Below are 26,714 nucleotides of genomic sequence, written 5' to 3' on the forward strand. Positions count from 1 at the left end.
ACTGCGCCAGGAGCCGCCCCACCGCCGTCAGCGCTCGCTCACCGGGACCCGCCACACCAGCGTCGTGCCTCCGGTCTCCGGGCAGGTCCACTCCAGCTCGCCGCCCAACTGCCGGGCCCGTTCCGCCATGTTGGCCAGACCGCTGCGGCGGCCCTCGGCCGGGATGCCCACGCCGTTGTCGGAGACCTCCAGCCGCACCTGGCGGCCGTCGGTCGCGAGCACGACCTCGGCGCGGCCGGCCCGCGCGTGCCGGGCGACGTTGGTCAGGGCTTCGGAGAGGACCGCCATGAGATGGTCAGCGGTCTCCTTCGGCACCTGCGTGTCGAGCAGTCCCTCCATCCGCAGACCGGGCGCGAAGCCCAGGACGGGGGCCGCCTCTCCGACAGCGCGCACGGCACGGGCCCGCAGGCCGGTGCCCGCGGCGCTCTCGCGCGATCGCAGACCGAAGATCGTCGACCTGATGATCTTGATGGTTTCGTCCAGGTCGTCCACCGCCCGCGCCACCCGCTCCGAGGCTTCGGGATGCTCGATGAAACGGCCCGCGCTCTGCAGCGTCATGCCGGTCGCGAAGAGCCGCTGGATCGCCAGATCGTGCAGGTCACGGGCGATACGGTCGCGGTCCTCCAGAAGCGCCATCTGCTCGGCCGCCTGGCGGCGCTCGGCGAGCTCCATGGCGACCGCGGCCTGGGCGGCGAAGGCCTTGAGCGGTTCCGTCTCCCGCTCGAAGAACACGGTCTGGCCGGCCTGGCGCACCAGCAGCACGACGCCGCGCACACCGTCGCCGCTGCCGATCGGCGCTGCCACGGCGGGCCCGAGGCCGGTGAAGCGCGGCGGGTCCGCGGAGATCCGCTCGTCCTGGGAGACGTCGGGGCTGGTGACGGTGGCGGCTTCGGAGAACGCCTGGCCGATCAGACTCTTCTCGACCGGCAGCACGAGGCCGCGGTGGGGATCGGCGTCCTCCCCGAGGGCCAGTTCGACGGTGAGCGAGGACGTGCCTTCCATGGGCACCGCCACCACCGCGAGGGCGGCCCCGGTGATCTCCATGGCCCGTTCCGCGATCAGCCGGAGGACGCCGTCGCGTTCGCTGCCGGACATGATGGCGTGGGTGATCTCCGCGCTCGCCTGCAGCCAGCGCTCGCGCCGCCGGGACTCCTCGTACAGGCGGGCGTTGTCGATCGCGACACCGGCGGCGACGGCGAGGGTGGAGAGCACCGACTCGTCGTCCTCGTCGAAGTGCGCGCCGCCCCGCTTCTCGGTCAGGTAGAGATTGCCGAAGATCTGGTCGCGCACCCGGATCGGGACACCGAGGAAGGTGTTCATCGGCGGGTGGTTGGGCGGGAAACCGTACGAGGCGCTGTGCTCGGAGATCTTCACCAGCCGCAGGGGCTCCGGGTGCCGGATCAGCTCGCCCAGGATGCCGTGGCCCTCCGGGTAGTTGCCGATCCGGGTGATCTGCTCCTCGGTGAGGCCGACGGTGAGGAAGTCCGACAGCCGTTTACCGTCGGGCCCGATCACTCCGAGCGCGGCGTACTGGGCGTCGACGAGGACTGCCGCGGCCTGCACGATGCTGTACAGCGCCTGTTCGAGGTCCAGCTCACGGCCGACGGACAGCACCGCCTCCAGCAGGCTGTGCACCCGGTCGCGCGTGCCCCGGGCCGCGTCGAGGCGCGCCTGCAACTCCTCCAGCAACTCGTCCAGGCGCAGTTGCGGAAGCCGCACCCGAGCCTCCCGGGCTTCCCGCGCCTCCGCGGAGCTTTCCACGCCCTGTCCTCCTGCTCCGTCTCGCCGTCCCACGGGCCGAGCGTCCCGCTTCTCCCACCGTATCGGGGCGGGCGAGGCGAGGGCATGGGATCAAGGCAGGTGACGGTGGAGATCCGTTCCGTCGCCGGCGGTGGAGGTCCCGGGGGTTCAGCCGTCCCAGGCCCAGTCGGCGACCTCGGGCAGGTCGGTGCCGTGCTCGCGGATCCAGGCGTGGTGGCGCAGGCGCGTGTCCTCCATCCGCTGCCGTAGGGCCGCCGCGCGCACCGCGAGGCCCGGGACGCGGTCGACGACGTCCATGACCAGGCGGTACCGGTCCAGGTCGTTGCGCACGACCATGTCGAACGGCGTGGTCGTGGTGCCGGCCTCCTTGTAGCCGCGCACGTGGAGGTTCCGGTGACCGGCGCGGCGGTAGGCGAGCCGGTGGATCAGCCAGGGATAGCCGTGGTAGGCGAAGATCACCGGCTTGTCGGTGGTGAAGAGGGCGTCGTACTGCGCGTCCGGCATGCCGTGCGGGTGCTCCTCCTGGGGCAGCAGCCGGGCGAGGTCGACGACGTTGACCACGCGCACCGCCAGCTCGGGCAGGTGGTGGCGCAGCAACTGGGCGGCGGCGAGGATCTCCTGCGTGGGCACGTCACCGGCGCAGGCGAGTACGACGTCCGGCTCGCGGGTGCCGTCCTCGGTGCCGGCCCAGTCCCAGATGCCGGCGCCGCGGGCGCAGTGGACCTTGGCCTCGTCCATGGTGAGCCAGTCGAAGCAGGGCTGCTTGCCCGCCACGATCACGTTGACGTAGTCGCGGCTGCGCAGGGCGTGGTCGGCGACGGACAGCAGCGTGTTGGCGTCCGGCGGCAGATACACCCGCACCACCTCCGGGCTCTTGTTCAGCACGTGGTCGACGAAACCGGGGTCCTGGTGCGAGAAGCCGTTGTGGTCCTGCCGCCACACGTGCGAGGTGAGCAGGTAGTTGAGCGAGGCGATCGGGGCGCGCCAGGGCAGGCGGCGGGAGGTGCGCAGCCACTTGATGTGCTGGTTGACCATCGAGTCGACGATGTGCACGAACGCCTCGTAGCAGGAGAACAGCCCGTGCCGCCCGGTGAGCAGATAGCCCTCCAGCCAGCCCTGACAGAGGTGTTCGGAGAGGATCTCCATCACCCGGCCGTGCGGGTCCAGATGCTCGTCGACGTCGAGGGTCCCGGCCTGCCAGGCCTTGCCGCTCGCGTCGAACACGGCCTGCAGCCGGTTGGAGGCCGTCTCGTCCGGACCGACCAGGCGGAAGTTCCGGTGGCCGGAGGTGTCCCGCATGATCCGGGCGAGCAGGTCGCCGAGGACCCGGGTGGGTTCGTGCACCGTCGCGCCCGGCTTGTCGACGGGGACGGCGAAGTCGTCGAGGGACGGCAGGGGCAGTTCGCGCAGCATCAGACCGCCGTTGGCGTGCGGGGTGGCGCCGAGCCGTCGCGCGCCGTCCGGCACGCAGGCCAGTACGTCGGGCCGGGGGCTGCCGTGCTCGTCGAAGAGTTCCTCGGGGCGGTAGGAGCGCAGCCAGGCCTCCAACTGCCGCAGGTGGTCCGGGTTGTCGCGGACGGCGGACAGTGGCACCTGGTGGGCCCGCCAGGTGCCCTCGACCGGCAGGCCGTCGACCTCGGCGGGGCCGGTCCAGCCCTTCGGGGTGCGCAGCACGATCACCGGCCAGCGGGGACGCTCGGTGGCGCCGTCCTCGCGGGCGGCGCGCTGGGCGTCGGCGATGCGGTCCAGCGCGGTGTCCATGGCCTGTGCCATCGCGCGGTGGACGGCCAGGGGCTCGTCCCCGGTGACATGGATCGGCTCGTGGCCGTATCCCCGCAGGAGTTCGTCGAGTTCGGCCTCGGGCAGCCGCGACAGCACCGTCGGGTTGGCGATCTTGTACCCGTTGAGGTGCAGGATCGGCAGGACGGCTCCGTCGCAGGCGGGGTCCAGGAACTTGTTGGAGTGCCAGGACGCGGCCAGCGGGCCGGTCTCGGCCTCCCCGTCGCCGACGACACAGGCGACCACCAGGCCGGGGTTGTCCAGGGCGGCGCCGTAGGCGTGCGCGAGGGCGTAGCCGAGTTCGCCGCCCTCGTGGATGGAGCCGGGGGTCTCGGGGGCGACGTGGCTGGGCACGCCGCCGGGGAACGAGAACTGCCGGAACAGGCGTGCCATGCCCGCCGCGTCGCGCGTGACGTCCGGATAGGTCTGCGTGTACGAGCCCTCCAGCCAGGAGTTGGCCAGCACCGCCGGTCCCCCGTGCCCGGGCCCCCAGACGCACAGCGCGTCCAGTGCGCGGGCCTTGACGACCCGGTTGAGGTGGGTGTGGACCAGGTTCAGGCCCGGGGAGGTGCCCCAGTGTCCGAGCAGCCGTGGTTTGACGTGTTCGGGCTTCAGCGGTTCGGTCAGCAACGGGTTGTCCATCAGGTAGATCTGACCGACGGCCAGGTAGTTCGCGGCGCGCCAGTGGGCGTCCAGCCGCCTGAGCTCCTCGTCGGTCGGCTCGGTGGACGTTTGCTGGGTGTCGACGGACATGGGTTCCCTCCGGGTCGGGGTGTCGGTCGGAGCGCGGACCGGCCGCACGAGCCCCAGCCTCACGCGCGCACCGGTTGCCCGACAGGGCCGGTCGGGCCCTTCCGCGGCCCGAGCGTCCCGCCCACGCTCTCCAGGAGGCGAGCGCTGGTCCGTCCGGGGGAACCCGGTGCCCGGCACCGCGCGGCTGCCGTGGAGGGACCATCGGCCCGGGCGATGGCCTGGGAGGCCCCTCTCCACCGAGGCCGTTCCGGCCGAGGCTCGTCAGCACAGGAACTCGTCGGGACAAGAGGGTCCGCGTCGGCGGCCCGCAGCAAGGGAGCGCGCAGTGAGTGATCCGGTGGTCGTCGTGGGGGTGGACGGATCCGCGTCGAGTCTCGACGCGGTCGGCGTGGCGGCGCGGGAGGCGCTGCTGCGCGGGCTTCCCCTGCGGATCGTGCACGCCTTCGGCCACCCGTCGGGGCATGTGCCCCACACGGCACCGTGGGATCCGGCCGGTCACAGCCTGGAGCCGATGCTGCACGGAGAACTGGCCCGAGCGGAGGAGCGGGCCCGCACGGTCGCGCCGGGCATCGACGTCACGCGCTCCGTGGTGGCCGGCGACGCGGTCCGCGTGCTGGAGATCGAGTCGCGTTCCGCGGCGCTGACGGTGGTGGGCCACCGTGGTCTGAGCGGCCTGCCGGAGTTGCTGCTCGGCTCCACGGCGGTCCATCTGGCCGCTCACGGTCACGGTCCGCTGATGGTGGTGCGCGGCCGTCCGGACCCGGCCGGGCCGGTGCTGCTGGCCGTGGACGGATCCCCGGCCGGGGAGGCGGCGGTGGACTTCGCCTTCGCCGAGGCCGCGTTGCGGCGGGCGCCGCTCGTGGCGCTGCACGTGTGGAACACCTGGAGCGAGCGCGCCTACGAGGGGCCCGGCGACCCGCTGAACGCGGTCGTGGCGGACGCCGAGCGGCTCCGCGAGGCCGAGCAGCAGCTTCTTGACCGGACGGTGGCCCATCGGGAGGCCGCCCATCCGCAGATCGCGGTCGAGCGGCGCCTGGTGCGCTCCCGGATCCGCCCCGCGCTGCTCGACGCCTCCCGCGAGGCCCAGCTGGTGGTCGCCGGGACCAGGGGCCGTGGGGGTTTCACCGGTCTGCTGCTCGGCTCGGTCGGCCAGGCGCTGCTCCACCACGCCGCATGCCCTGTCGCCGTCGTCCGCGGCAAGGGCTGACTGCCTCACGGCCGGCCTCGTCCCGCACGGCCGCCGCCCTGCCCAGCACCGGCGTCACCGCCGGCCACGGCCGGCATCGCGCCTGAGCACCGTCGCCTGTCACCTGAGCCATGCGGCGGCCTCGCGGCTGCGTGGCCGTGTCGCGCCCATGCCCTCGATGTCGTGCTCGGCGGCGTCCAGAAGCCGCTGGGCGAGGTCCCGCATGGCCCTGCCGGCGGCCAGTTCCTCACCGATCTCCGGCACGTTCGTGTCGGCCGGGTGGCAGTGCGCCGTCCCGCGCCCGGTGAGTGCGGTGGTGCCGGTGTCCAGCACGGCCTGTGCCTCGGTCGTTCCCTCGTCGTCCTCGGAAACCCGGAGTCGGACGTTCCATTCCTGGGTGTGTGACATCGCGGCGCTCCTTGCTCCGGTCCGGACCGTTCGCCCTTCGACGCGTCGACCCGTGGGTCGTGACTCCAGCTTCGTACCGGACGCAGGCGCCCGCCAGGGAACGCGCACACGGCGGGACGCCCACGGCACTCGGCGAGGCGCGCCGGAGCGGTCCCGCCGTGGAACAGTGGGAGGAGCGGAACACGCGCCCCGCGTGTGCGGGCCGGACGAAGGGGCCAGGATGCGTCTCCCAGTACTGGCGGGCATCGACGGGTCGGCGGGCGCGGCGGCCGCGGCGGACTGGGCGGCGCGGGAGGCCCTGCTGCGCGGCGTCGCACTGCGGCTGTGCCACGCGCTGCCGCAGTTTCCCGGAGCCGAGGTTCCCGGAGCCGAGGTTCCCGGCCCGGCCCAGGAGCGGCTGCGCGCGCTGGGGATCCAGGTGCTGCAGCGGGCGGTCGACGACCTCACCGAACGGCACCCGGGCCTCGCAGTGGACGGCCGGGTGGCGGGCGAGGCCCCGGCCGACGCCCTGCTCGACGCGGCCCGCGACGCCGGCCTCCTCGTCGTGGGCGCCCGCGGCGCGGGCGGTTTCGAGGGGCTGGCGGTCGGCTCCGTCGCCCTGCGGGCGGCGGCGGCCGCCCCGTGCCCGGTCGTGCTCGTCCCGGACCGCCCCGGCACCTTCGCCGAGCGGACGCCCGCGGTACGCGGCACGGGACAGGTCGTGCTGGGCTTCGACGCCCACCGCCCGGCCGGTGAGGCGGCCGGCTTCGCGTTCCCGGCGGCCGAGGTGCGCGCCGCGCGGCTGCGCGTGGTGCAGGCCTGGGCCCTTCCCGCCGAGTCCGTCTCGTCCCGCACCCTCGTGGTGACCGAGGAGGACCGCGCCACCTGGGAGGACCAGGAGGTCCTCGGTCTGTCCGACGCCCTGCGCCCGTGGCGGGAGAAGTACCCGGGCGTGACGGTCGCCACGGATCTGATGCTGCTCCATCCCGCGGAGGCGCTGGTGAACGCGTCCCGGGCCGCGGACCTGCTCGTCGTGGGGCGCCGTACCGGGGCGCGGACGGCCGAAGGACGCCTCGGCCCGGTCACCCACGCCGTGCTGCACCACGCCCGCTGCCCGGTCGCCGTCGTACCCCACTCCGCGTGAGGGTTCAGCCGTAGAACACCCCGAACTCGTCGTAGAGCGGCGTCGCCACCACCTTGTTCTGGGCCGTGGCCTCCGCGAGGGGCACCCGGACGATGTCCGTGCCGCGCAGGGCCACCATGCAGCCGAAGTCCCCTTGCGCGACCGCGTCGATGGCGTGCAGTCCGAAGCGGGTGGCCAGCCACCGGTCGAAGGCGCTCGGGGTGCCGCCGCGCTGGATGTGGCCGAGGACGGTGGTGCGGGCGTCCTTCTCGGTGCGGGCCGAGATCTCCTGGGCCAGCCATTCGCCGATGCCGGAGAGCCGCACATGGCCGAACTCGTCCAGCGACCGGTCCTTGACCACCAGCTGTCCCTCCTTCGGGACGGCCCCTTCGGCCACGACGACGATCGGCGCGTAGTTGATCTCGAAGCGGCGCCTCACCTGTTCGCAGACCTCGTCGATGTCGAACGGCCGCTCCGGGATGAGGATGACGTTGGCGCCCCCGGCGACGCCCGCGTGCAGCGCGATCCAGCCCGAGTGCCGACCCATCACCTCCACGACGAGGGCGCGCATGTGTGATTCGGCGGTGGTGTGGAGGCGGTCGATGGCCTCCGTGGCGATCCCGACGGCGGTGTCGAAACCGAAGGTGTAGTCGGTGCCCGAGACGTCGTTGTCGATGGTCTTCGGCACCCCGACCAGGTTGATCCCCTGCCGGCTGAGCTCCGTGGCCGCGCCGAGCGTGTCCTCCCCGCCGATCACGACGAGCGCGTCCACGCCGTTCGAGGCGAGGGTCTCCCGCACCCGCTCCAGCCCGTTCTCGTGCTTGAACGGGTTCGTGCGGGAGGACCCGAGGATGGTCCCGCCCCGGGGGAGGATGCCCCGCACGCTGGAGATGTCCAGGGGGACGACGTCGTTCTTGAGGAGGCCGAGCCAGCCGTCCCGCACCCCGACGAACTCGAAGGAGTACTCCTGCACGCCCTTGCGGACGGCGCTGCGGATCACGGCGTTGAGGCCCGGACAGTCACCGCCGCCGGTCAGCACTCCGACCTTCATGGGTCCTCTCCCATCCGCTGCGCACCCGTCCGGTCGCGGCCCCCGTCACGAGCGGGGACCGCTGCGGGGCCCATGAACCGCCGGGCCTTCCTCCAGCGTCCCTCGCTTCCGCCGGCGGTGGCCACTCGACGGACGCCGACCGGCGGGCACGACGCCCGGACAGCCTCGCGCGCCGGCGTCTCCAGGTGCTTGCCGCTGCGGGGCCGGGGCAGGGGGCGCAGGTCCCGGACCGGGGCCGGACGGCCCCATGCCGATGCCCGGGTGGCCCTTGGTGTTCCCGTGGGGCGCGGCACAGGCTGACATCAGGGGATCGCGTCGGTACGCGGAAGGCGAGCATGACGAACGGCCCGGCACCCGGCGCGCTCGACCAGGAGGACCCCATGCACATCAGCCCGCACATCGTCAGCGACGTCATGACCCACACCGTCGTGGCGGTGGGCCGTGACGCCTCGTTCCGGGACATCGTCAAGCTCCTGCAGCAGTGGAAGGTCAGCGCCCTTCCCGTGCTGGAGGGCGAGGGCCGTGTGATCGGTGTCGTGTCCGAGGCGGATCTGCTGCTCAAGGAGGAGTTCCGGGACAGCGACCCCGACCGGTTCACCCAGCTGCGCCGCCTGTCCGACCTCGCCAAGGCCGGCGGTATGACCGCGGCCGATCTGATGAGCGCCCCGGCCGTCACCATCCGTCCCGACGCCACGCTCGCGCACGCGGCCCGCGTCATGACCCAACGCCACGTCAAGCGGCTGCCCGTCGTCAGCGACGAGGGGCTCCTGGAAGGCGTGGTCAGCCGGGCCGATCTGCTCAAGATCTTCCTGCGGGACGACGAGGAGATCGCCGAGGAGGTCCGCAAGGAGATCCTGGCGCCTCTCTTCCCGGCCGCGCCGGAACCGGTCCGGGCCGAGGTCAGCGACGGCGTCGTCACCCTCACCGGGCGGGTCGGCGACACCTCACTGGTGCCCATCGTCGCCCGCCTGGTGCGCTCCGTCGAGGGCGTCGTCGACGTCGACATGGCCCTGTCCGGAGGGACCCGCGCGCGGAATTCCGGGTGAGGCACCTCGGCGAAGACCGCGCCCCGACACGAGCCCGGGCCCGGCGGACCCGATGGTCACAGTCGGGCCCCGGTGCGGTCCCGCAGGGGCCGGAAGGGCTCACTCCGTGCTGCAGTCGGTGCATGGCCACACCGACCGCGGACAGCCAGGACTCCCCCACCGATGCCACGATCCGCGAACGCCCGTCCCGCCTGGTCGACATCGTGGTCGCCGTCCTGCTCCTGGTCGCGGACGCGGTCATCGTCGTCGTCGCGACACTGCTGTTCCTCATGGTGGGCCTGGGCACCGCGCAGTCGCCGCAGTCCGCGGCCCGCGCGCACTCCCGCGATGTCCCCGTCCTGATCTGGCTCGTCGTCTGGGGCCTGCCGGCCGTGGCGGCGGCCGGCGCCGTCGTGCACGCCCGCCTCAGGATGCCGGTCACCGCCGTCGTGCAGAGCCTGTTCACGCTCGCGTGCACCTTCCTGGCCGTGATCTGGACGCGCATGCTGCTGTCGTGACGTCACCTCACCGGTCGGCACGGGCGGGCGAGTGCGCCCGGCTCGGGCCCCCCGGACATGACCGCGCTCGTCGCCCCTCCCCCAGGCGCCCGGCGGCGCCGGGAGCCCGCAGAGCTTGCGGTCGGGAGCCGCACCGACCGCACCGACCGCACCGACCCAGGAGTGGTACGCCTCCAGGTCGACGTTGCTCCCGCACACGATCGTGACCACGTGCCGGCCGGCGAAGCGGTCACGGTCTTCGAGGATCGCCGCGATGCCCAGTGCGGCCGACGGTTCGACGACGAGACCGGCGTGGTCGAGAAGCATGCGCATGCCGGCGATGATCGACGCCTCCTCGACCAGGACGGCGTCGTCGGCGACCACCAGCAGGTCGTCCAGGACGGCCGGGATGGGACACCGGCCGGCGACGCCGTCGGCGATGGTGACGGCCGAGTCGGTGGTGACGACGCGTCGCCCGCGCCACGATCGGGTCATCGCCGGTGCGCCCGAGGGCTGGACGCAGATCACCTCGACATGGGGCGCCAGCTCCTTGAGCACATGCCCGACGCCGGTGGCCAGCGCGCCGCCGCCGAGCGCGATCAGGACGGCGTCGAACGACGGGGCGGATTCGGCCAGTTCCAGGCCGATGGTCGCCGCGCCCTCGCAGGTCTCGATGTCGAGGCTGTCTTCCAGCAGCCGGATGCCGTCTGCGCGGGCGAGGGCCGCCGCCCGCTCACGGGCCGACTCGTGGTCGCCGTCCACCAGTTCCAGCGTGGCGCCCAGTGCGCGGATGCGGTCGAGCTTGACCGCGGTCGCGAAGCGGGACGCCACGACGGTGACGTCGACTCCCCTGCCGCGGGCGGACCAGGCGAGCGCCTGACCCAGGTTGCCCGCGCTGGCGCACACCACGGCCCGTCGGCCGTCCTCGGCGAGCAGACGCGTGACGAGTTCGGTGCCGCGGCCCTTGAAGCTGCGGACGGGGTTGGCGGTTTCGAGTTTGATGCTCACCGCGCACCCGAGGCGGGGCTCCAGCGCATCGCAGCGGTACAGCGGAGTGCCGAGGAAGACGGGGTCGATCATCCGGGCGGCCGCCCGGATCCGGGCCGTGTCGAGGCGTGTGCGCCGCATGGCGGAGAGCCTAGCGCCGCCCTTACACCCGACGGACATACGTGGGCGGCTCCCGCTCCTGCGTACAGGAGGGGAGCCGCCCACGTGTTTCCGTCAGGTCTGTGCCTGCGCTGGGTCAGGCGTGACGGTGCGTACGCCGGTTGCCGGTGACGAGACGGTAGAGGGCCAGCAGGATCATGGAGCCGACGATCGCGGCGATCCAGGTGGAGATCTCGAAGAACCCGTCGATGGAGTCCACGCCGAAGATGACCTTGCCCAGCCAGCCGCCGAGCAGACCGCCGGCGATGCCGATGAGCATGGTGATGATGATGCCGCCGGGGTCCTTGCCCGGCATCAGAGCCTTGGCGATGACGCCCGCGAGCAGCCCGATGATGATCCAAGCAATGATGCCCATGATGCCTCTCCACTTCGCCGTATAAAGACTGTGTTAGGTCATCGGGTGCACAGTTTCGGCCCGAACAAACGTGTCCTTCGCAGAAAGCTCCGTCCGCACCGGCGACAAGATCGATTGTCAGTGGTGGGTGAGAAGGTAGGACCATCGCCGGAACGAGGGGGAGTCGTGACGACCGCAGCCCAGAACTACATCAACCACGTTGCTCTTGTGCTGGACGCCAGCTCGTCCATGTCGCACCTGAGCGGCAAGGTGGTCGAGGTCGCCGATCAGCAGATCGCCTATCTCGCCCGCCGTTCGAGGGAGCTCGACCAGGAAACGCGCGTCACGGTGTACGTCTTCGCCGACAAGGTGGAGTGCGTCATCTACGACAAGGACGTGCTGCGCATGCCGTCCCTGAAGCAGCTGTACCGGCCCGGGGGGATGACGGCCCTGCTGGCGGCCGCGCTGAAGTCACAGAGCGAACTGGCCCAGACGGCCCAGCTGTACGGTGACCACAGCTTCCTGACGTTCGTGCTGACCGACGGCCAGGAGAACGCGAGCCATCGCTGCGCGGACGCCCCGGCCCGGGATCCGCGTGAACTGGTGCAGGCCGTGGCCCGGATGATGGAGACGCAGCAGGACAACTGGACGCTGGCCGTCCTGGTCCCGGACCAGATGGGCAAGCGGGAGGCCATGCAGTGCGGCTTCCCCAAGGACAACATCGCGATATGGGACGCCACCAGCACCCAGGGCCTCGAAGAAGCCGGCCAGGTCATCCGGCAGGCCACCGAGAACTTCATGGTGGGCCGCACGCAGGGCATCAGGGGATCCCGGGCGGTGTTCTCCACGGGCGCGGACGCCGTGAACCAGGACACCATCAAGGCGGCCGGGCTCACGCCGATCGATCCGTCGAAGTACCAGCTGATCCCGGTGGCCCGCGACGCGGCGATCCGGGAGTGGGTCACCGAGTGCGGGCACACGTACCGTACGGGCGCGGCGTTCTACCAGCTGAGCAAGTCCGAGAAGATCCAGGCGCAGAAGCAGATAGCGGTGCTGGAGAAGAAGACGGACCGCGTGTACACGGGCCCCTCGGCCCGGACGCTGCTGGGCCTGCCCAGCACGGAAGTGCGCGTCAAGCCGGACCACAACGACGACTTCACCATCTTCGTGCAGAGCACCAGCGTCAACCGCAAGCTCGTCTCCAACACGCGCCTGCTGCTGATGCTCTGACGGCTGGTCAGGCAATCGTCTGATGGTTGGTCAGAGTCCGTGCCCCTCAGGTGAGCCGGTGCCACTCAGGTGAGAGGGTCCGCGGCGGCCTCGTCCGCCGCCGCGAGACCGAGTTCGCACGCGCCGAGAGGAGCGAAGAAGCGGGCGACGTCGGCGTCCGACACCCCGGCGAGCTCGTTCGGCGACCAGCGCGGCCTGCGGTCCTTGTCGACGACCTGGGCGCGGATCCCCTCGACCAGGTCGGGCGTGCCGAGGGCGGCGCAGGACACGCGGTACTCCTGGTCCAGGACGTGTTCCAGCGGGCCGAGTGCCCGGGCCCGGCGCAGGGACGCGAGGGTGACCTTGAGGGCGGTCGGGGACTTGGCGAGCAGGGTCTCCGCGGCCTCCTTGGCCGCGGGGTCGCCGTGCGCGAGCAGCCGGCGCACGATCTCTTCCACGGTGTCGGCGGCGTAGCAGGAGTCGATCCACGCGCGCTGGTCCTCCAGCACTCCCCGCGGCGCGGGCCGCACGACGCGGGCCAGCGCCTCGCTCACGGGCAGCTCGGCCAGGGAGTCGAGGAGCGGGCGCAGCGAGGCCGACGGCACACAGTGGTCGGCGAGCCCGCACAGCAGCGCGTCGGCGGCGCCGGCCCGGGCCCCGGTCAGGGCAAGGTGGGTGCCCAGCTCGCCGGGGGCCCGGGCGAGCAGATACGTGCCGCCGACGTCCGGCACGAACCCGATACCGGTCTCGGGCATGGCGACCTGGGACCGCTCGGTGACGACGCGGACGCCGCCGTGGGCGGAGACGCCGACCCCGCCGCCCATCACGATGCCGTCCATGACGGCGAGGTAGGGCTTGGGGTAGCGGGCGATCCGGGCGTTGAGGCGGTACTCGTCGCGCCAGAACGCCCGGGTGGCGGACCCGTCACCGTGGCGGGCGTCGTCGTGGATGGCCCGGATGTCACCGCCGGCACACAGGCCCCGCTCTCCCGCGCCGGTGAGGACGACGGTCTCCACGGCCGGGTCGGCCTCCCACGCGGTGAGCGCCTCGTCGATGCGGCGGACCATCGTGTGGGTGAGGGCGTTGAGGGCGCGAGGCCGGTTGAGCGTGATGTGGGCGGCGCGTCCGGTGGTGTGGAAGAGGACGGGCTCCTCGGCTCCGGTCATCGGGACCCCTCCGCCGGGTCGTGGGCCGGGACGACGCGCATGGTGCGGCTCCTCTTCGCGTGCTGACGGACGGGGGGAAGGGCGGGGGTGGAGGACGTCCCTCGCACCCCGTGGCCGACGACGCATCGGCTCCCCGCCACCGTACCCACGGTGCCTGATGCCGGGTCCGGACGGGTCGGCGGGGTGGACGAGGGCGGCGCGGCCGCCGCTCCGGCTGGGGCTGACCCCACCCCCGAACCGGTGGCACGCCCCACAGACCGGCCGCTCCCCGTCCCGTTAGCGTCCTGGTCAGGGGCGCCGGCCCTCTCGGCGTGCGTACCCGACGGCGCCGTCTTCCCGACCGAGGGTCCCGCAATGAGCAGCCTCTTCCATCCGCCCCGCGTCACCGCAGCACCCGGGCGGCGGATCACCCTTCTGAGCTCCATGGCCGTGTTGCTCCTGGCCGCCTTCTTCCTGGTGCCGAACGCGCTGACGCACGAGGGCGTCCATGTCGGCAACGTCGGACGGTCCTTCCGGCAGGGCATGGTCGTCTACTGGGAGTCCGGCAGCCAGGACTTCCCCCGGCAGCTGGACACTGCGGTCGGCTTCTGGTTCCGCTTCCACCTCGTCAAAGCCGGTGTCTCCGCGCTGCTGCTCGCGGCTGTCGTGCTGCTCGGCGTCGTGCTGTGGCGGTCGTCGGGGCAGCGGGCCGGCCGGCGCGGCCGAATGGGCATCGCGCTGCCGGGGGTGCTCGTCGCGCTGCTCGGGCCCTTCGCCCTGGTCGGGCTGGTGGCCAATGTGCAGGGCGCGGCAGCACCGTTCGCGTCGCTGCTGCCCATGCTCACCAGCGGCGGTGGTGAGGGCGAGGCCTTCGCCGGCCTGCCCGGGATCCGCGAGCAGGTCGCCGGCTTCCCCACCGGCCGGCACTCCCCCGCCCTCACCGTGATGGTCAGGGACTTCGCCCTGTATCACGCGGTCCTGGCGGCGATGGCCCTCGTGGTCGCGCTCGCCCTGGCCGGTGTCTGTGTCGTCCTGTGGCGACGGCACCGGGCCATACACGAGGTCCGTTCCAGGCGTGGGCTGAAGCTCGGCCTCGCCGCCGCGGCAACCGTGGCGGGCGTCGCCCTCGTCATCGCCGTCGCGAACGTGAGCAGTGCCGCGCACCCGCCCGAGGCACTCGCCGCCTTCCTCGACGGAGGATGGTAGGGGGCTTCGCGTCCGCCCTCCCGGGCCCCCACGGAGGGGCCCGGGAGGGCCGGGTCGGTCACGGGAGGGCCGGCTCGGTCACGGGAGGGCAGGGTCGGTCACGGGAGGATCTCGACGTATCCGTCGCTTCCGTGGACGCGGATGCGCTGACCGTCCCGGATCAGCCGGGTGGCCCGGTCCACGCCGACGACAGCGGGCAGACCGTACTCCCGGGCGATCACCGCGCCGTGGGTCATGAGGCCGCCCACCTCCGTGACCAGACCCGCGATGCCGACGAACAGGGGCGACCAGCTGGGGTCCGTGTAGGCCGTGACCAGGATGTCGCCTGCTTCCAGGTCGGCCCGCGCCATGTCCAGGACGACCCGGGCCCTGCCCTCGACCGTCCCGGCGGAGACCGCCAGGCCGACCAGGGCACCGGCCGGCACGTCCTCGCGGCGGTACGCCCCGTTGAGGGCCTCGCCGTCGGAGGTGAGCACCCGGGGCGGGGTGAGCGCCTGGTACGACCGGAACGCCTCCTTGCGCCGCACGATGAGCCCGGCGTCGACCTGCCCCGAGCGCACCGCGTCGTGGAACTCCTGGAACGTGAGGTGGAAGACGTCCTCACGCTCGGCGAGCACGCCGGCCCGCACGAGCCGGTCGGCCTCCTCCAACAGGGCTTGCTTGTAGACGAAGTAACGGCTGACGATGCCGTACTTGGGGTACTCCCGGTACCCGATGAAGGTGCGGACCCGGTCGATCATCCGCTTGGTCTCGTCGGCCTTCCGGTCGCCGTCCGGCAGGGCCCGCAGGCGGGCCAGCACGTCCTGTTCCTTCCTCAGCGCCTCCTGCCGCCCCTGCTCGAAGCGCCGCCGGGCGGCGCCGGGTTGGAAGTTCCTGACGTTGTCGAGGATCGCCGGCACGAGCGTGGTGGGGCTTTCGCTCCAGCGGGGCCGGGTGATGTCGATCTCGCCGGCGCAGCGCATGCCGTACCGGTCGAGGTAGGCCTCGATCGCGTCGCGTGCTTCACCGCCGCCGGGGAGTTTCGCCAGGTCGTCCAGGAAGTTGTCGTCCTGGGCGCCCTGGAGGAAGGCGACGACCTGCGGGTGCGGACGGATGACGTCGGCGACGTCGAGGAGTTCGAGTCCCATCTCCGATGTGATGTTGCCGGGGGCGGACAGGGTGAGCGTGTCGGCCGCGTTCTTCTCCCCCAGCCACTCCTGCAGCTTGTCGTTGAGCCACCAGGTGGCCTCCATGCCGGCCATGATCACCTGCATGCTGAGGGGATCGGCGAGGACCCGCTTGTGCTCCTCGAAGGCTTCGTACAGGAAGTCGAACAGCGCCGGTCCGCTCTTCGTCCGGATCTCGCGTCGCAGCGCGGCGACGGACGCCTGGCTGCGCTCGATCAGCTCGGTGACGATGGCCGGATCGGTCTCGATCGGGGTGGCGGCACCGCCGGGGGGCGGTCCGCCGGGTCCGGTGTCCGGGAGCGACGGGACGAAGTCGCCCCGTTCGAGGACGGTTTCCAGCGCGTCCCTGACCAGCGGATCGCCCCGGCCCACGAGATCCAGGAGGGCGGCGCGGCTCGCGGGCGCGGCCAGGCGGCGGGTGACGTCGACGAACAGCCGGCCGCCCGCCTCGTGCATCGGTGCCATGGCCGTCAGCCGCCACATGGACAGCCCCAGGGACTTCATGGCGTCGGTCATCATCTGCTGGTGCCCGACGGAGACGTAGACGTGGTTCTCCTCGTCGCCCGCCTCGGGGACGGGGAACAGGGTCGTGATGGGCCGGCTCTGCACGATCCGGAAGTCGTCGTCGACCAGGCACCACTCGATGTCCTGGGGGCGGCCGAAGTGCTCCTCGATCCGCCGCCCGAGCCGTACGAGCCGCACGGCCTGCGCATCGGTCAGGGCCGGCTGCTCCTGGCGCCGCGCGTCGATCGGCACCTGGTGCGTGCCGCCGTCCGGCAGGGCCTGCACGGCGCGCTGTTTGGCGGCGATGGTCCTGGCGACGACTTGGCCGTCGCGCACCGTGAACACGTCCGGGTTCACCAGACCGGAGACCAGGGCCTCGCCGAGGCCGAACCCGGCGTCCACGGTGGCGGTCTTCCGGTTGCCCGTGACGGGATCGGCCGTGAACAGGATGCCGGACGCCTGCGGGAAGACCATCCGCTGCACGACGACGGCCATGTGGACCGTGCGGTGGTCGATGCCGTTGCGCCGCCGGTAGGTCACGGCCCGCTCGGTGAACAGCGAGGCCCAGCACCGGCTGATGTGCCGCAGGACCGACGCGGTTCCCCTGACACTGAGGTAGGTGTCCTGCTGGCCGGCGAACGAGGCCGTCGGCAGGTCCTCCGCCGTCGCGCTGGAGCGGACGGCCCAGGCGGCGTCCTCGCCGGAGCGCGCGAGAGCGCCGGTGACCGACGCCGCGATGTCGTCCGGGAGGACGGTCTCCTCGATGGTGCGGCGGATCCGCGCGCTGAGCGTGCGGATCGACTCCCGGTCGTCCGGGTCCACATGCGACAGCCGGTCGAGTGCGTCGTCGATCGAGGGCACCTCGGCCATGGTCCGCCGGAAGGCGTCCGTCGTCAGGCAGAAGCCCTCCGGCACGCGGACGCCCTCGATCCGTGACAGCGCCCCGAGGTGCGCGCCCTTGCCGCCCGCGACCGCGACCTGCTCCCGGTCGATCTCCCGAAGGTCCAGCAGGTATCGCTCGTTCACGGCCGCACCTCCGTGGCAGCCGTGCTCGGATGCGACATCAACTCACGCATGTAGTGCCCCGTTTCCGCAGGTCCTGGTCTCGGCCGACGATTCTGCGCCGTCCCCCGGGCCTTGCCGCAAGCCCCCCTGTGCGCTATAACTTGAGACAGGCAAGGAGATCTCTCTCCTTGCCTTCGCTGTTTTCCGCCCCCGGAGGGCGCCGTCTCAGGGCCGGGATCGCCCGGCCGGGATCAACCGCTCAGCGTCGTCGAGCGGGCCCCGCTCTCCAGGGGTTCCCTCGGGGAGGCCGGACGCAGAACGCCCGCCGCCGTGGCGGTGGTTGCGCAGAACAAGGTGAGCAGCAGGAACGTGTGGTTGAGGGCCATGAGATGGGTCAGCCAGCCGATGACGGCGGGGCCTGCGAGCATGCCGATGTAGCCGAGCCCGGCGACGCGGGAGACGTTGGTGCCCGCCGCTGAGGGGTCGGCGTGGCCGGCGGCGCTGAACAGTTGGGGGATGCAGCCGGACAGGCCCAGTCCGAACAGGGCCCAGCCGGTCAGCGCGACCCAGATCCAGGGCGCGAGGGCCACGGCCGTGATGCCGACGGCGGCCAGAGCGGCGCCGTGGCGCAGGACGGCGACCGGCCCGAAGCGGGCGGATATCCGGTCCGCGAGGAGCCGGCCCGCGGTCATGGTGGCCGCGTAGGTTCCGTAGGCGAGGGCGGCGGTGCTCTCCGGGGCGCCCAGGACGTCCTCCAGGTGCAGGACGCTCCAGTCGTTGGCGGCGCCTTCGCACAGCATGACCAGCAGGGCCAGCACGGCGAGGAGCCAGATCCGGCCGGGAACGGGGCGTTTGCCGGCCGGGCCGTCGCCCTCGGCGGCGGGGGCCGTCGGCGCGGCGGGCAGGAGACCGCGGGCCGCCGTCAGGGCGACGACGACGCCGATGCCCGCGGCGGTGCCCAGCGTGGTGGCCGGGTCCCAGCCGATGTCGACGGCCGCGGCGCCCGCGAGGGCGGCCAGGACACCGCCGACGGAGAACGTGGCGTGGAAGGCCGACATGACAGGCCGCTCGTACGCCTTCTCCACCTGCACGGCGTGCGCGTTCATGCTGACGTCAAGGGTGCCGTTGCCGAAGCCGAAGAGCAGCAGGGCGGCTCCGAGGGCCCAGGGTTCCCCGGCGAGGCCGGGAAGTACCAGGGTCGCCGCGCACAGCACCCCGGCCAGGGGGACGACGGTGCGTGTGCCGAGCCGGTCGGACAGCCGGCCGCCCACCTGCATGCCGGCGAAGGCGCCGGCCCCGAGCAGCACGAGGAAGCCGCCGAGGGCCGCGTGGCTGATGCCCACGCGCTCCTCGATGGCCGGGATCTGCACCACCCACATGCCCAGCAGGGTGCCGTTGAGGACGAAGTAGACGAATGTCGCAACGCGGGCAACCCGCAGCGCTCTTTCCATGCCGGACACCATAACGAACAGATTCAATGTTTGGAACATGGGTCTGCGAACACATGCACTGTTCGGTCCGGGTGGTGTTGAATCACCGTATGAGCACCGCGGAACGTCACCGACTGATCGCCCAGGCCGTGCAGGAGGCGGGGACGGCCACCGTCGCCGAGCTGGCCGCTCTGACCGGCGCCTCGGACATGACCGTCCGCCGCGACCTGGACCACCTGGCGGCCCAAGGCGTCCTGGAGCGGTTCCGCGGCGGGGCGCGCACTCTGCTCCTGCGCGGCGAGGAGCCGCCCTTCGCGCTGCGCGCCCACGAAGCCATGGACGCCAAGCGGCGGATCGCCGCGGAGGTGGTCTCCCTCATCGGCGACGGCGAGACCGTCCTGCTCGACAGCGGTACGACCTGCCTGGAGGTCGCACGTCTGCTGCACGGACGGCAGGTGACCGTGATGCCCCTGTCCCTTCAGGCCATCGGGATTCTCGGTGACGCCCCCGAGCCGACCCGGCTCCTGGTGCCCGGGGGCCGGCCCCGCCCGGGTGAGGGCGCCCTGACCGGTCCCCTGACCCTCGCCTCCCTGTCGGCACTGCGTTTCGACACGGCCGTCCTGGGCTGCTGCGGCCTGACCGCCGAGGACGGCATGACCGCCTACGACCTCGACGAGGCGGCGGTGAAGAAGGCGGCCATCACCTCCGCGCGCCGCATCGTCGCCGCGGCCGACGGCAGCAAACTCGGCCGCACGACCCAGGCTTACGTCGGACCGTCGACCCTGGTGCACATCCTCGTCACCGACGCCACCGCACCCACCGACGAGACCGCGGCGCTGGAGGGCCGCGGCATCACGGTCAAGCCCGTGTGAGGCGGCGGAGGCGGTCCGGAGCGGTCAGGCCGGCCAGCCTCCCTGCGCGGCGGTCGACGCGGCGAACTCGGCGAAGGTCCGCGCTGGGCGCCCGAGGGCCCGCAGCACGCCGTCGGAGACGTGGGCGTCCCTGCCTTCGCGCAGGGGCTCGATGACGTCCGCGAAGGCCCGGGCGTCCGCGGGCGGCCATCCCTGCCGGACGAGTTCCGCCACGTAGGCCTCCGCCGAGAGCGGTACGTAGCGGATGGCACGGCCGGTGGCCTCGGAGATCGTCGCGACGGCCTCCGCCAGCGTCACCGCCCGGGGACCTGACACCTCATAGGTCTCGCCTGCGTGCCGGCCGTCGGTGAGCACGGCGGCGATGTCCTCGGCGTCGACGAAGCTCGCGGCCCCGTCGCCCGCGGGCAGCCGCAGCTCACCGGAGCGGACGGCGTCGGCGAAGAAGCCCTCGCTGAAGTTCTGCGCGAACCAGCCGGGCCTGCTGATCGTCCACTCCAGACCGCTCTCGCGCACGGCGGCCTCGCTGTCGCGGATGCCGTCCAGGACGCCGCCGCTGTCCTTGACGTAATGCGGATCGTCGATGCCGCGCCCCGAGGCCAGCACGACCCGCCGTACGCCGTGCCGCACCGCTCGTTCGAGGAACGGGCGCACGAGTTTGGTGCCGTCCAGCTGGACGAGATAGACGGACCGCACCCCTTCCAGGGCGGTGTCCCAGGTACGGCGGTCCCTCCAGTCGAAGACGCACGCGCCGGTGCGGGAGGCCGCGCGCACCGGCAGCCCTTTGTCGCGCAGTTGGCGGACCACACGGCGGCCGGACTTGCCGGTCGCCCCCGTGACGAGGATCGGATGTTCAGACATGACCTCAGTCAAGCGGCCCACTTCGAGACGATCCATGCCTGACGAGCTCTCGTCGATGTCTGTGCGTCTAGATTGTGGGCATGGACGCCGTGTCGCAGTTGCTGGGTGAAGTCCGGGCGCGCGGCGCCGTGTTCCGGCAGACGACCATGCGGCCGCCGTGGGCTCTGCGCATGGCCGGCGGCGCTCCCCTGACGCTGGCCGTGATGCTGCGCGGGAGGGCCTGGATCGTGCCCGACGGGCACGAGCCGGTGCCCATCGGGGTCGGTGACATCGCGGTCGTCCGTGGCGACGCTCCCTACACGGTGGCGGACGACCCCGCGAGCACTCCCTCGGCGGTGGTGACCGGCGCCGACTACTGCCCCGGGGCCGAGGGTGTCGAGCATGCCTCCGGGCCCGCCCGGACGTGCGGAACACCGGAGGACGGATCCCCGGTGCTGCTCAGCGGGGCCTTCGAACGGAGCGGGGAACTCAGCGATCGGCTGGTGCGGTCGCTGCCGCCCGTGCTGGTGGTGCCGGACGGGAACAGCCCTTACGCGTCGGTGGAGTCGGTGGCCCAGGAGGTCACACGGGAGCGGCCAGGACAGCAGCTCGTCCTGGACCGGCTGCTGGATCTGATGCTCGTCTCCGCCCTGCGCGGCTGGTTCGACGATCCCGCTGCCGATGTGCCCGCCTGGTGCCGGGCGTTGGACGAACCGGTGGTCGGCGCGGCGCTGCGGCTGCTGCACGCCGCTCCCGCCCGTCCGTGGACGGTCGCGGAACTGGCCGCCGAGGTCGGGGTGTCGAGGGCCGCACTGGCCCGGCGGTTCACCGCGCAAGTAGGCGAACCGCCCATGGCCTACCTCACCGGCTGGCGCATCGCCCTGGCCGCGGACCTGCTGCGGCGGACCGATCAGACGGTGGGCACGATCGCGCGGAAGGTGGGCTACGCCAACGCCTTCGCGCTGAGCGTGGCGTTCAAAAGAGTGCGGGGCACGCGGCCGAGTGACTACCGCGCCACCGCGCCCCCGCCGCGAACCGGATGAGGGCGAAGCCCCGACGCCACGGGCCGGTTGAGGACGCTGCGCAGGGGCCGCGGGCCGGTTGAGGACGCTGCGCAGGCGCCGCGGGCCGGGAGAGGACGCTGCGTCCGCAGGCTGGGGCCTGACAATCCGGGACGTCCGGAGGCCGCTCGGTGACGGGACCGTGTCATGGCCAGCCGTCGCGCGACTGTGCCAGGGCGTCCGCGGTGACGGCGGGATGGGGGTGGGGGAACGCGTGTGCGCCCGGTGCCCGCAGCGCGCGGCCGGTGGTTGCCCGGCGGGCCAGGTGGTCGGCCCAGTCCTCCGGGCACAGCGCGTCCCTCTCCCCCGCCACGACCGTGACCGGGCAGCCCACCGAGGGCAGCACGTCCTCCGGCGCGTCGGCCTGGGCCGACCGGACGCAGTTCAGCAGACGCCGCGGACCGGCCTCGAGATACGAGGGCAGCACGGCGGGGACGACGTCCGGGGCCTCGTGGACCGCCGTGCGGGCGAGCGCGCAGAGGAGCGCGGGCATCCGCCGCAGGTGGGGCGGGAAGGTCGGGGAGAGCAGGACGAGGGACCGGACCCGCTCGGGGGCTCGGACTGCCGCGTGCAGCGCCACCTGGGCGCCGGTGGAGTGCCCGGCGAGGACCACGGGCGCCCGCGGTACCACGGCCAGCCACCGCGCCACGGTGTCCGCCAGCGGCCCGAGCGTCTCGGGGCAGACCGGCCCGCCGGGATCGCGGAAGCCCGGCACGTCCAGCAGCCGTGCCGGGCCCGACCGGGCGCAGTGCCGCAGCGTCCGCAGCAGGTACCCCGGCGCGCCCAGGCCCGGCACCAGCACGATCGGGGTGCCCCGCTCGTCCTGTCGCGGCGTTCCCGCGCTGCGCACCACGGCGGCGCCGACCCGGTCGTGGCCGAGGTACAGGTGCGGGATCCGCTGTGGCATGACCGGCGGGTACCCGGCCTCACGCCTGTCATGGACTCCCGTCGGCCCCGGCGTGCGGGGCGGAGGGGACGACGGCGGCCCGGGCCAGCGCCGCGGTCTGCTCGGGTGTGCCGTCGATCGAGACCGCCGCCCCCGCTTCGTCCTTGCCCAGCGGTTCGAGGTCGGCGAACTGGCTGCGCAGCAGATCGGGCGGCATGAAGTGGCCCCGCCTGGCGGAGATGCGCGCGGCGATCAGCTCGGGCGTGCCGTCGAGGTGCACGAAGAACACGCGCGGCGCGGCGGCGGACAGCCGGTCACGGTAGCGCCGCTTCAGCGCCGAGCAGGTCACCACGCCTCCGCTGTCCGCGTGGGCGGTGAGCCAGCGGGCGATCTCCTCCAGCCAGGGGCGGCGGTCCTCGTCGTCCAGGGGCTGGCGGGCCCGCATCTTCGCCACGTTGGCCTCGGGGTGGAAGTCGTCGCCCTCGGCGTAGGGAACGCCCAGGCTGCGGGCCAGCAGGCGGCCCACCGTGGTCTTACCCGAGCCGGACACACCCATGACCACGACCAGCGGAGCGGAGCTGTGAGACATCCAGAACCTTCCCTTCGGGTCCTCTTCGGGATCTCTTCCTCGTCGGCTGCCAGCTGTCGGCTAGAGCTCGATGACCACCTTGACGTCGTCCGGTCGCGGTGTGAACGCCTCCGTCGCGCGTTCCAGCGGCACCCGCCGGGTGATCAGGCGCTCCAGCCATGACAGGTCGGCCCGGGCCAGCGCATCGGCGGCCTGCCGGTAGTGCCGCAGGTTGGCGTTGACCGAGCCGACGACCGCGTCGTTCTGCAGCACGATCTCCCGGTTGAGGGCGCCCGCGTCCACGGTCGTCCTGCGCCCGGCGGGTGACACCCCGGTCAGGCACACCACCCCGTAGGGCGCGGTGCCGGTCAGCGCGGCGAGCACGGGCTCGTTCGCGCCGGTCGCCTCGATGACGACGTCCGGGCGGACGGCGCTGACGACCTGCTCGGCGTCCTCGGCGTGGTAGGTGGCGCCCAGGTCCCGTACCAGGCCGGGCTTCGGGCCGTCGGTCACCCGGTCGACGACGTGCACGTCCAGTCCCCGCATCGCGCCGAGGAGGGCGGCCAGCAGGCCGATGGGTCCCGCCCCGGTCACCAGGACGCGCTGCGGCTCGAACCACGAGCGGCCGCCGACCCGTTCGATCTGCTCCCATGCCTTGGCCACCACGGTGGTGGGCTCCAGGAGTACCCCGGCGCGCTCCAGGTGCGGCTCCAGCCGCACCGCGTAGTCGGCCTCCACGCTCCACGCCTCGGCGCCGTAGCCGTCGAGTTCCTTGATGCCGCGCTCGGTGTAGCGGCCGTTGCGGCACATGTCGAACTCCCCGCGGGCGCACGCCCCGCACGGTTCGGGGTCGGGGCGGCGCACCACCCCGGCGACCAGGTCGCCGGCCGAGAAGCCGCTCGCGGGCGGGGCGTGCCGCACCCGTCCGAGGGACTCGTGCCCGAGGACCAGCCGGTCGCGGCCGGGCGGGGCGGTGCCGTACTCGCCCCGGACGATCTCCTTGTCCGTTCCGCACACGCCCATCGCCAGGCCGTCCACCAGCAGCTCGCCGGCGGCCGGGGCGGGGTCGGGCACCTCCCGCACCGCCATGGAGTCCTTGGTGCCGGGCCGCACCGTCACCGCACGCATCGCTCACCTCGTCCCTCGCTCGGCCGGCGCGGAACAGGTTTTCGCGCCGCTTCCCGACCGTCTGTCCCGTGACGAGGGTTTCAGCACCGGCCGGCCCGCTCCGGTGGACACGGCCGGGTGGGCGCATCGGGGGCGGCGGGATTCAGGCGGCGGGCCGCAGAAGCACACAGCACCGGTCCGGGGCCGGGGCGAGGTGGGCTTCGAGTCCCCTGTCGCCGAGTCCGCCGTCGCCGAGTGCGGCGAGCATCCCCCGCAGCAGGTGCAGGTTCATCCCGCACACCGTCTCGGTGTGCTCGCGGGCCAGGGCGTGGAAGGGGCAGTTGCCGAGCACGATCGTGTCGCCCTCGCGGCGCGGCTCGAAGCCGTGGCGCTCCAGCAGGTCCGTCACCCCGGCCGATTCCTCGGCGCCCAGTCGCCCGCCCAGTTCCGTCGCCTTGCGGTGCAGTACGCCGCGGACCGGCTCGCCCGTGGCGTCGGCCTCCTCCACGGCGCGCGCGAGCAGCCGTCCGGCCAGCTCGTAGTGCCGCTCGGGCAGGCTGACGCTGACCTCGCGGTCCGAGCGCCGGTACAGCTTCGCGGGCCGCCCGGCTCCCGGTCCGGTGCGTCCGCTGCGCCGCTCGTACACCACCTCCAGCAGCCCTTCGGCCGCCAGCCGGTCCAGGTGGAAGGCCGCCGTCTGCCGGGCCAGGCCGAGGGCCTGGGCGGCCTCGTCCCGGCCGACCGGACCGGGCCGGCGCACCACGTGCTCGTACAACCGCCGGCGCGTCGGCTCGTCCAGGGCCGCGACGGCGGAGACATCGCCTTCGGGTGTCGTGCCGGTGCCGGGTGCTTCCTTCGAGTGCTCCACGAACACCAGTGTAAAACCCACGGCCATTGACTAAAGAGAGCGAGCGCGCTTCTATCGATAGTGAAAGTTGTCGATAGAAGGAGGGGCGTCATGTCGTCCACCACCACGTCCGTCGCACCCCGGCGCGGCCTGACGGCCGACCCCGCCTACCAGGCCTTCTGGATCCTGCGCGCCGGGTTCACCGTGGCCCCCGTCCTGTTCGGGCTGGACAAGTTCCTCAACCTGCTCGTGGACTGGCCGGTCTACCTTGCCCCGTGGCTCGACGACCTGGTCCCGGGCAGCGCCCGAACGGCCATGTACGCGGTGGGGGTCGTCGAGATCCTCGCGGGCGTCGTCGTCGCCGTGGCCCCTCGGTTCGGCGGCTGGCTGGTGGCCGGCTGGCTGGCCGGCATCATCGTCAACCTGCTGAGCATCCCGGGGTACTACGACATCGCCCTGCGCGACTTCGGACTGCTGCTCGGTGCCGTCGCACTGGCCCGGCTCGCGGCGCGCTTCCACGGCGCGGGACGGTCGAGCTGACGCCGTTCGTGCCGCCACACCAGGGCGGGTGGCCGGACGGCCGGGACCACCCGCCCACGCCGGGTGCCACGCCCTCCGGTCCCACGCCTCCGGTCCCACGCCTCCAGGCGCCGTACCCCTGGGCACCGCAGCCCCCGGTCGCCGTGCGTCCCGCGGTCCGACGCCTCCCCGGGCGCCGTGCCTCCCCGGTCACCGTCCGTGCCTCCCGTGCTGCCGCCCCGCCGACGGCCGCCGTTCCGTACCCTGACGGCATGCGCATGCGTCCCACCCTGAGCTGGACCCCTGGCGAGGACCTGCCGCCGGGCACCACCGACCTGGAGCCGGTCGCCGACGCGCTGGGCGCCGGCGGGGTACTGGTGCTCACCGGAGCGGGCATCTCCACCGAGTCGGGCATCCCCGACTACCGGGGCGAGGGCGGGAGCCTGAGCCGGCATACGCCGATGACCTACCAGGACTTCGTCGCCGGCGCGCAGGCCAGGCGCCGCTACTGGGCGCGCAGCCACCTCGGCTGGCGCACCTTCGGCCGGGCCCGCCCCAACGCCGGGCACCGGGCCGTCGCCGCGTTCGGGCGCCGCGGGCTGCTCTCGGGTGTCATCACCCAGAACGTGGACGGCCTGCACCAGGCCGCCGGCAGCGAGGACGTCGTGGAACTCCACGGTGCCCTGGACCGGGTCGTCTGCCTCTCCTGCGGCGTCCGCAGCCCACGCCGCGATCTCGCCCGGCGGCTGGAGGAGGCCAACCCCGGGTTCGACCCCGTGGCCGCCGGCCTCAACCCGGACGGCGACGCCGACCTCACGGACGAACAGGTCGCCGGTTTCCGGGTGGTGCCCTGCGCGGTCTGCGGCGGCGTCCTCAAACCGGACGTGGTGTTCTTCGGCGAGACCGTTCCCCCGCAGCGCGTCGAGCACTGCCGGGAACTGGTCCGGGCGGCGACCTCGCTGCTGGTCCTGGGGTCCTCGCTCACGGTGATGTCCGGGCTGCGCTTCGTCCGTCAGGCCGCGCAGGCCGGAAAGCCGGTACTGATCGTCAACCGGGACCCCACCCGGGGCGACCAGCACGCCCTCACCCGCGTGTCGCTCCCCCTGGGCGCGGCCCTGACGACCGTCGCGGACCGGCTGGGCATCGCCATCGAGCAGCAGGCCACGCCCGGTCCGTGACCGACCCAGCCCAGCCCGGCCCGGCCCGGCCGGGATGTCCGCACATCCCCGCGACCGACGGCGGTCGCGGAGAAGGCAAGCAACTCGCGTGCCACAGTGAACGCACAGCCA

The 26,714-nt window shown here is 72.9% G+C and carries 22 protein-coding genes and 1 pseudogene; 9 read left to right on the forward strand and 14 right to left on the reverse strand.

Translation table 11 applies throughout. The annotated features are described in order from the left end of the window. Positions 1-27 precede the first annotated feature (27 nt). On the reverse strand, positions 28-1,761 hold the full coding sequence (locus CHR28_RS14555) for a sensor histidine kinase (RefSeq protein ID WP_094054040.1): 1,734 nt from the start codon (positions 1,759-1,761) through the stop codon (positions 28-30). Positions 1,762-1,908: 147 nt separating this feature from the next. Further along, positions 1,909-4,293 (reverse strand): phosphoketolase family protein, encoded by a 2,385-nt coding sequence (locus tag CHR28_RS14560; protein WP_094054181.1) that lies wholly within the window; start codon positions 4,291-4,293, stop codon positions 1,909-1,911. Between the two features lie 325 nt (positions 4,294-4,618). Between CHR28_RS14560 and CHR28_RS14565 the strand changes: the two genes are divergently transcribed. Beyond that, entirely contained in the window at positions 4,619-5,500 is an 882-nt protein-coding gene (locus CHR28_RS14565) for a universal stress protein (protein WP_256984249.1), read from the forward strand. 99 nt (positions 5,501-5,599) lie between these two features. Here the strand turns inward: CHR28_RS14565 and CHR28_RS14570 are convergent, their stop codons facing one another. After that, a complete protein-coding gene (locus CHR28_RS14570; RefSeq protein WP_094054042.1) occupies positions 5,600-5,887 on the reverse strand; it encodes a DUF1876 domain-containing protein in 288 nt (95 codons plus the stop codon). A 220-nt stretch (positions 5,888-6,107) separates the two neighbouring features. Here CHR28_RS14570 and CHR28_RS14575 point away from each other — a divergent pair, with 220 nt between their 5' ends. Continuing rightward, the gene (locus CHR28_RS14575; RefSeq protein ID WP_094054043.1) at positions 6,108-7,010 is read left to right on the forward strand and encodes a universal stress protein; all 903 of its coding nucleotides are present in this window, start codon (positions 6,108-6,110) and stop codon (positions 7,008-7,010) included. Positions 7,011-7,014: 4 nt separating this feature from the next. Here the strand turns inward: CHR28_RS14575 and CHR28_RS14580 are convergent, their stop codons facing one another. Next, entirely contained in the window at positions 7,015-8,040 is a 1,026-nt protein-coding gene (locus tag CHR28_RS14580; RefSeq protein WP_094054044.1) for a 6-phosphofructokinase, read from the reverse strand. A 380-nt stretch (positions 8,041-8,420) separates the two neighbouring features. Here CHR28_RS14580 and CHR28_RS14585 point away from each other — a divergent pair, with 380 nt between their 5' ends. Further along, positions 8,421-9,086 (forward strand): CBS domain-containing protein, encoded by a 666-nt coding sequence (locus CHR28_RS14585; protein ID WP_094054182.1) that lies wholly within the window; start codon positions 8,421-8,423, stop codon positions 9,084-9,086. 644 nt (positions 9,087-9,730) lie between these two features. On the opposite strand, the pseudogene CHR28_RS14590 reads toward CHR28_RS14585, so the two are convergent. After that, positions 9,731-10,690, reverse strand: a pseudogene (locus tag CHR28_RS14590) (threonine ammonia-lyase); the annotation flags it as partial. Positions 10,691-10,805: 115 nt separating this feature from the next. Next, the gene (locus tag CHR28_RS14595) at positions 10,806-11,084 is read right to left on the reverse strand and encodes a GlsB/YeaQ/YmgE family stress response membrane protein (protein WP_094054045.1); all 279 of its coding nucleotides are present in this window, start codon (positions 11,082-11,084) and stop codon (positions 10,806-10,808) included. Positions 11,085-11,312: 228 nt separating this feature from the next. Here CHR28_RS14595 and CHR28_RS14600 point away from each other — a divergent pair, with 228 nt between their 5' ends. Continuing rightward, positions 11,313-12,293 carry a VWA domain-containing protein gene (locus CHR28_RS14600; protein WP_094054183.1) on the forward strand — a complete coding sequence of 327 codons (981 nt, stop codon included), beginning with the start codon at positions 11,313-11,315 and terminating at the stop codon, positions 12,291-12,293. Between the two features lie 65 nt (positions 12,294-12,358). Here CHR28_RS14600 and CHR28_RS14605 read toward each other — a convergent pair whose 3' ends face one another. Continuing rightward, a complete protein-coding gene (locus CHR28_RS14605; protein WP_094054046.1) occupies positions 12,359-13,438 on the reverse strand; it encodes an enoyl-CoA hydratase/isomerase family protein in 1,080 nt (359 codons plus the stop codon). A 354-nt stretch (positions 13,439-13,792) separates the two neighbouring features. Here CHR28_RS14605 and CHR28_RS14610 point away from each other — a divergent pair, with 354 nt between their 5' ends. Further along, positions 13,793-14,623 (forward strand): hypothetical protein, encoded by an 831-nt coding sequence (locus tag CHR28_RS14610; RefSeq protein ID WP_094054047.1) that lies wholly within the window; start codon positions 13,793-13,795, stop codon positions 14,621-14,623. A gap of 98 nt (positions 14,624-14,721) precedes the next feature. On the opposite strand, the gene rph is transcribed toward CHR28_RS14610, so the two are convergent. Together rph and CHR28_RS14620 are read right to left on the reverse strand one after the other, a co-directional pair. Beyond that, a complete protein-coding gene (rph, locus tag CHR28_RS14615; protein WP_094054048.1) occupies positions 14,722-17,319 on the reverse strand; it encodes a rifamycin-inactivating phosphotransferase in 2,598 nt (865 codons plus the stop codon). Positions 17,320-17,549: 230 nt separating this feature from the next. Continuing rightward, complete coding sequence (locus CHR28_RS14620; RefSeq protein ID WP_094054184.1) at positions 17,550-18,749, reverse strand: MFS transporter; 1,200 nt, start codon at positions 18,747-18,749, stop codon at positions 17,550-17,552. 89 nt (positions 18,750-18,838) lie between these two features. On the opposite strand from CHR28_RS14620, the gene CHR28_RS14625 reads away from it, so the two are divergent. Continuing rightward, positions 18,839-19,600 carry a DeoR/GlpR family DNA-binding transcription regulator gene (locus CHR28_RS14625; protein ID WP_094054049.1) on the forward strand — a complete coding sequence of 254 codons (762 nt, stop codon included), beginning with the start codon at positions 18,839-18,841 and terminating at the stop codon, positions 19,598-19,600. A gap of 24 nt (positions 19,601-19,624) precedes the next feature. On the opposite strand, the gene CHR28_RS14630 is transcribed toward CHR28_RS14625, so the two are convergent. Continuing rightward, the gene (locus CHR28_RS14630) at positions 19,625-20,458 is read right to left on the reverse strand and encodes an NAD(P)H-binding protein (protein ID WP_094054050.1); all 834 of its coding nucleotides are present in this window, start codon (positions 20,456-20,458) and stop codon (positions 19,625-19,627) included. Between the two features lie 80 nt (positions 20,459-20,538). On the opposite strand from CHR28_RS14630, the gene CHR28_RS14635 reads away from it, so the two are divergent. Continuing rightward, positions 20,539-21,480, forward strand: coding sequence for an AraC family transcriptional regulator (locus tag CHR28_RS14635; RefSeq protein WP_094054051.1), 942 nt, complete (start codon positions 20,539-20,541; stop codon positions 21,478-21,480). Between the two features lie 163 nt (positions 21,481-21,643). Here CHR28_RS14635 and CHR28_RS14640 read toward each other — a convergent pair whose 3' ends face one another. The 4 genes from CHR28_RS14640 to CHR28_RS14655 all read right to left on the reverse strand — a co-directional run bounded on the left by CHR28_RS14640 (position 21,644) and on the right by CHR28_RS14655 (position 24,933). Next, complete coding sequence (locus tag CHR28_RS14640) at positions 21,644-22,405, reverse strand: alpha/beta fold hydrolase (protein ID WP_094054052.1); 762 nt, start codon at positions 22,403-22,405, stop codon at positions 21,644-21,646. Positions 22,406-22,433: 28 nt separating this feature from the next. Further along, the gene (locus tag CHR28_RS14645) at positions 22,434-22,973 is read right to left on the reverse strand and encodes a gluconokinase (protein ID WP_094054053.1); all 540 of its coding nucleotides are present in this window, start codon (positions 22,971-22,973) and stop codon (positions 22,434-22,436) included. A 60-nt stretch (positions 22,974-23,033) separates the two neighbouring features. Next, entirely contained in the window at positions 23,034-24,080 is a 1,047-nt protein-coding gene (locus tag CHR28_RS14650; protein ID WP_094054054.1) for a glucose 1-dehydrogenase, read from the reverse strand. A gap of 142 nt (positions 24,081-24,222) precedes the next feature. Then, positions 24,223-24,933 carry a helix-turn-helix transcriptional regulator gene (locus CHR28_RS14655; protein WP_256984261.1) on the reverse strand — a complete coding sequence of 237 codons (711 nt, stop codon included), beginning with the start codon at positions 24,931-24,933 and terminating at the stop codon, positions 24,223-24,225. An 84-nt stretch (positions 24,934-25,017) separates the two neighbouring features. Between CHR28_RS14655 and CHR28_RS14660 the strand changes: the two genes are divergently transcribed. Both CHR28_RS14660 and CHR28_RS14665 read left to right on the forward strand, forming a co-directional pair. Beyond that, the gene (locus CHR28_RS14660) at positions 25,018-25,446 is read left to right on the forward strand and encodes a hypothetical protein (protein ID WP_094054056.1); all 429 of its coding nucleotides are present in this window, start codon (positions 25,018-25,020) and stop codon (positions 25,444-25,446) included. A gap of 251 nt (positions 25,447-25,697) precedes the next feature. Beyond that, the gene (locus CHR28_RS14665; RefSeq protein WP_094054057.1) at positions 25,698-26,603 is read left to right on the forward strand and encodes an NAD-dependent protein deacetylase; all 906 of its coding nucleotides are present in this window, start codon (positions 25,698-25,700) and stop codon (positions 26,601-26,603) included. Positions 26,604-26,714 lie beyond the last annotated feature (111 nt).

Origin of the sequence: Streptomyces sp. XY006, from assembly GCF_002237655.1 — a bacterium.
Classification (GTDB): domain Bacteria; phylum Actinomycetota; class Actinomycetes; order Streptomycetales; family Streptomycetaceae; genus Streptomyces; species Streptomyces levis.

Coding starts and splice junctions, on each gene's coding strand:
- CHR28_RS14570 (WP_094054042.1), bottom strand. CDS start 5,887: ATGTCACACACCCAGGAATGGAACGTCCGACTCCGGGTTTCCGAGGAC.
- CHR28_RS14645 (WP_094054053.1), bottom strand. CDS start 22,973: ATGTCTCACAGCTCCGCTCCGCTGGTCGTGGTCATGGGTGTGTCCGGC.
- CHR28_RS14560 (WP_094054181.1), bottom strand. CDS start 4,293: ATGTCCGTCGACACCCAGCAAACGTCCACCGAGCCGACCGACGAGGAG.
- CHR28_RS14640 (WP_094054052.1), bottom strand. CDS start 22,405: ATGCCACAGCGGATCCCGCACCTGTACCTCGGCCACGACCGGGTCGGC.
- CHR28_RS14610 (WP_094054047.1), top strand. CDS start 13,793: ATGAGCAGCCTCTTCCATCCGCCCCGCGTCACCGCAGCACCCGGGCGG.
- CHR28_RS14585 (WP_094054182.1), top strand. CDS start 8,421: ATGCACATCAGCCCGCACATCGTCAGCGACGTCATGACCCACACCGTC.
- CHR28_RS14650 (WP_094054054.1), bottom strand. CDS start 24,080: ATGCGTGCGGTGACGGTGCGGCCCGGCACCAAGGACTCCATGGCGGTG.
- CHR28_RS14660 (WP_094054056.1), top strand. CDS start 25,018: ATGTCGTCCACCACCACGTCCGTCGCACCCCGGCGCGGCCTGACGGCC.
- CHR28_RS14620 (WP_094054184.1), bottom strand. CDS start 18,749: ATGGAAAGAGCGCTGCGGGTTGCCCGCGTTGCGACATTCGTCTACTTC.
- CHR28_RS14625 (WP_094054049.1), top strand. CDS start 18,839: ATGAGCACCGCGGAACGTCACCGACTGATCGCCCAGGCCGTGCAGGAG.
- CHR28_RS14630 (WP_094054050.1), bottom strand. CDS start 20,458: ATGTCTGAACATCCGATCCTCGTCACGGGGGCGACCGGCAAGTCCGGC.
- CHR28_RS14575 (WP_094054043.1), top strand. CDS start 6,108: ATGCGTCTCCCAGTACTGGCGGGCATCGACGGGTCGGCGGGCGCGGCG.
- CHR28_RS14580 (WP_094054044.1), bottom strand. CDS start 8,040: ATGAAGGTCGGAGTGCTGACCGGCGGCGGTGACTGTCCGGGCCTCAAC.
- CHR28_RS14665 (WP_094054057.1), top strand. CDS start 25,698: ATGCGCATGCGTCCCACCCTGAGCTGGACCCCTGGCGAGGACCTGCCG.
- CHR28_RS14635 (WP_094054051.1), top strand. CDS start 20,539: ATGGACGCCGTGTCGCAGTTGCTGGGTGAAGTCCGGGCGCGCGGCGCC.
- CHR28_RS14595 (WP_094054045.1), bottom strand. CDS start 11,084: ATGGGCATCATTGCTTGGATCATCATCGGGCTGCTCGCGGGCGTCATC.
- CHR28_RS14605 (WP_094054046.1), bottom strand. CDS start 13,438: ATGACCGGAGCCGAGGAGCCCGTCCTCTTCCACACCACCGGACGCGCC.
- CHR28_RS14600 (WP_094054183.1), top strand. CDS start 11,313: ATGTCGCACCTGAGCGGCAAGGTGGTCGAGGTCGCCGATCAGCAGATC.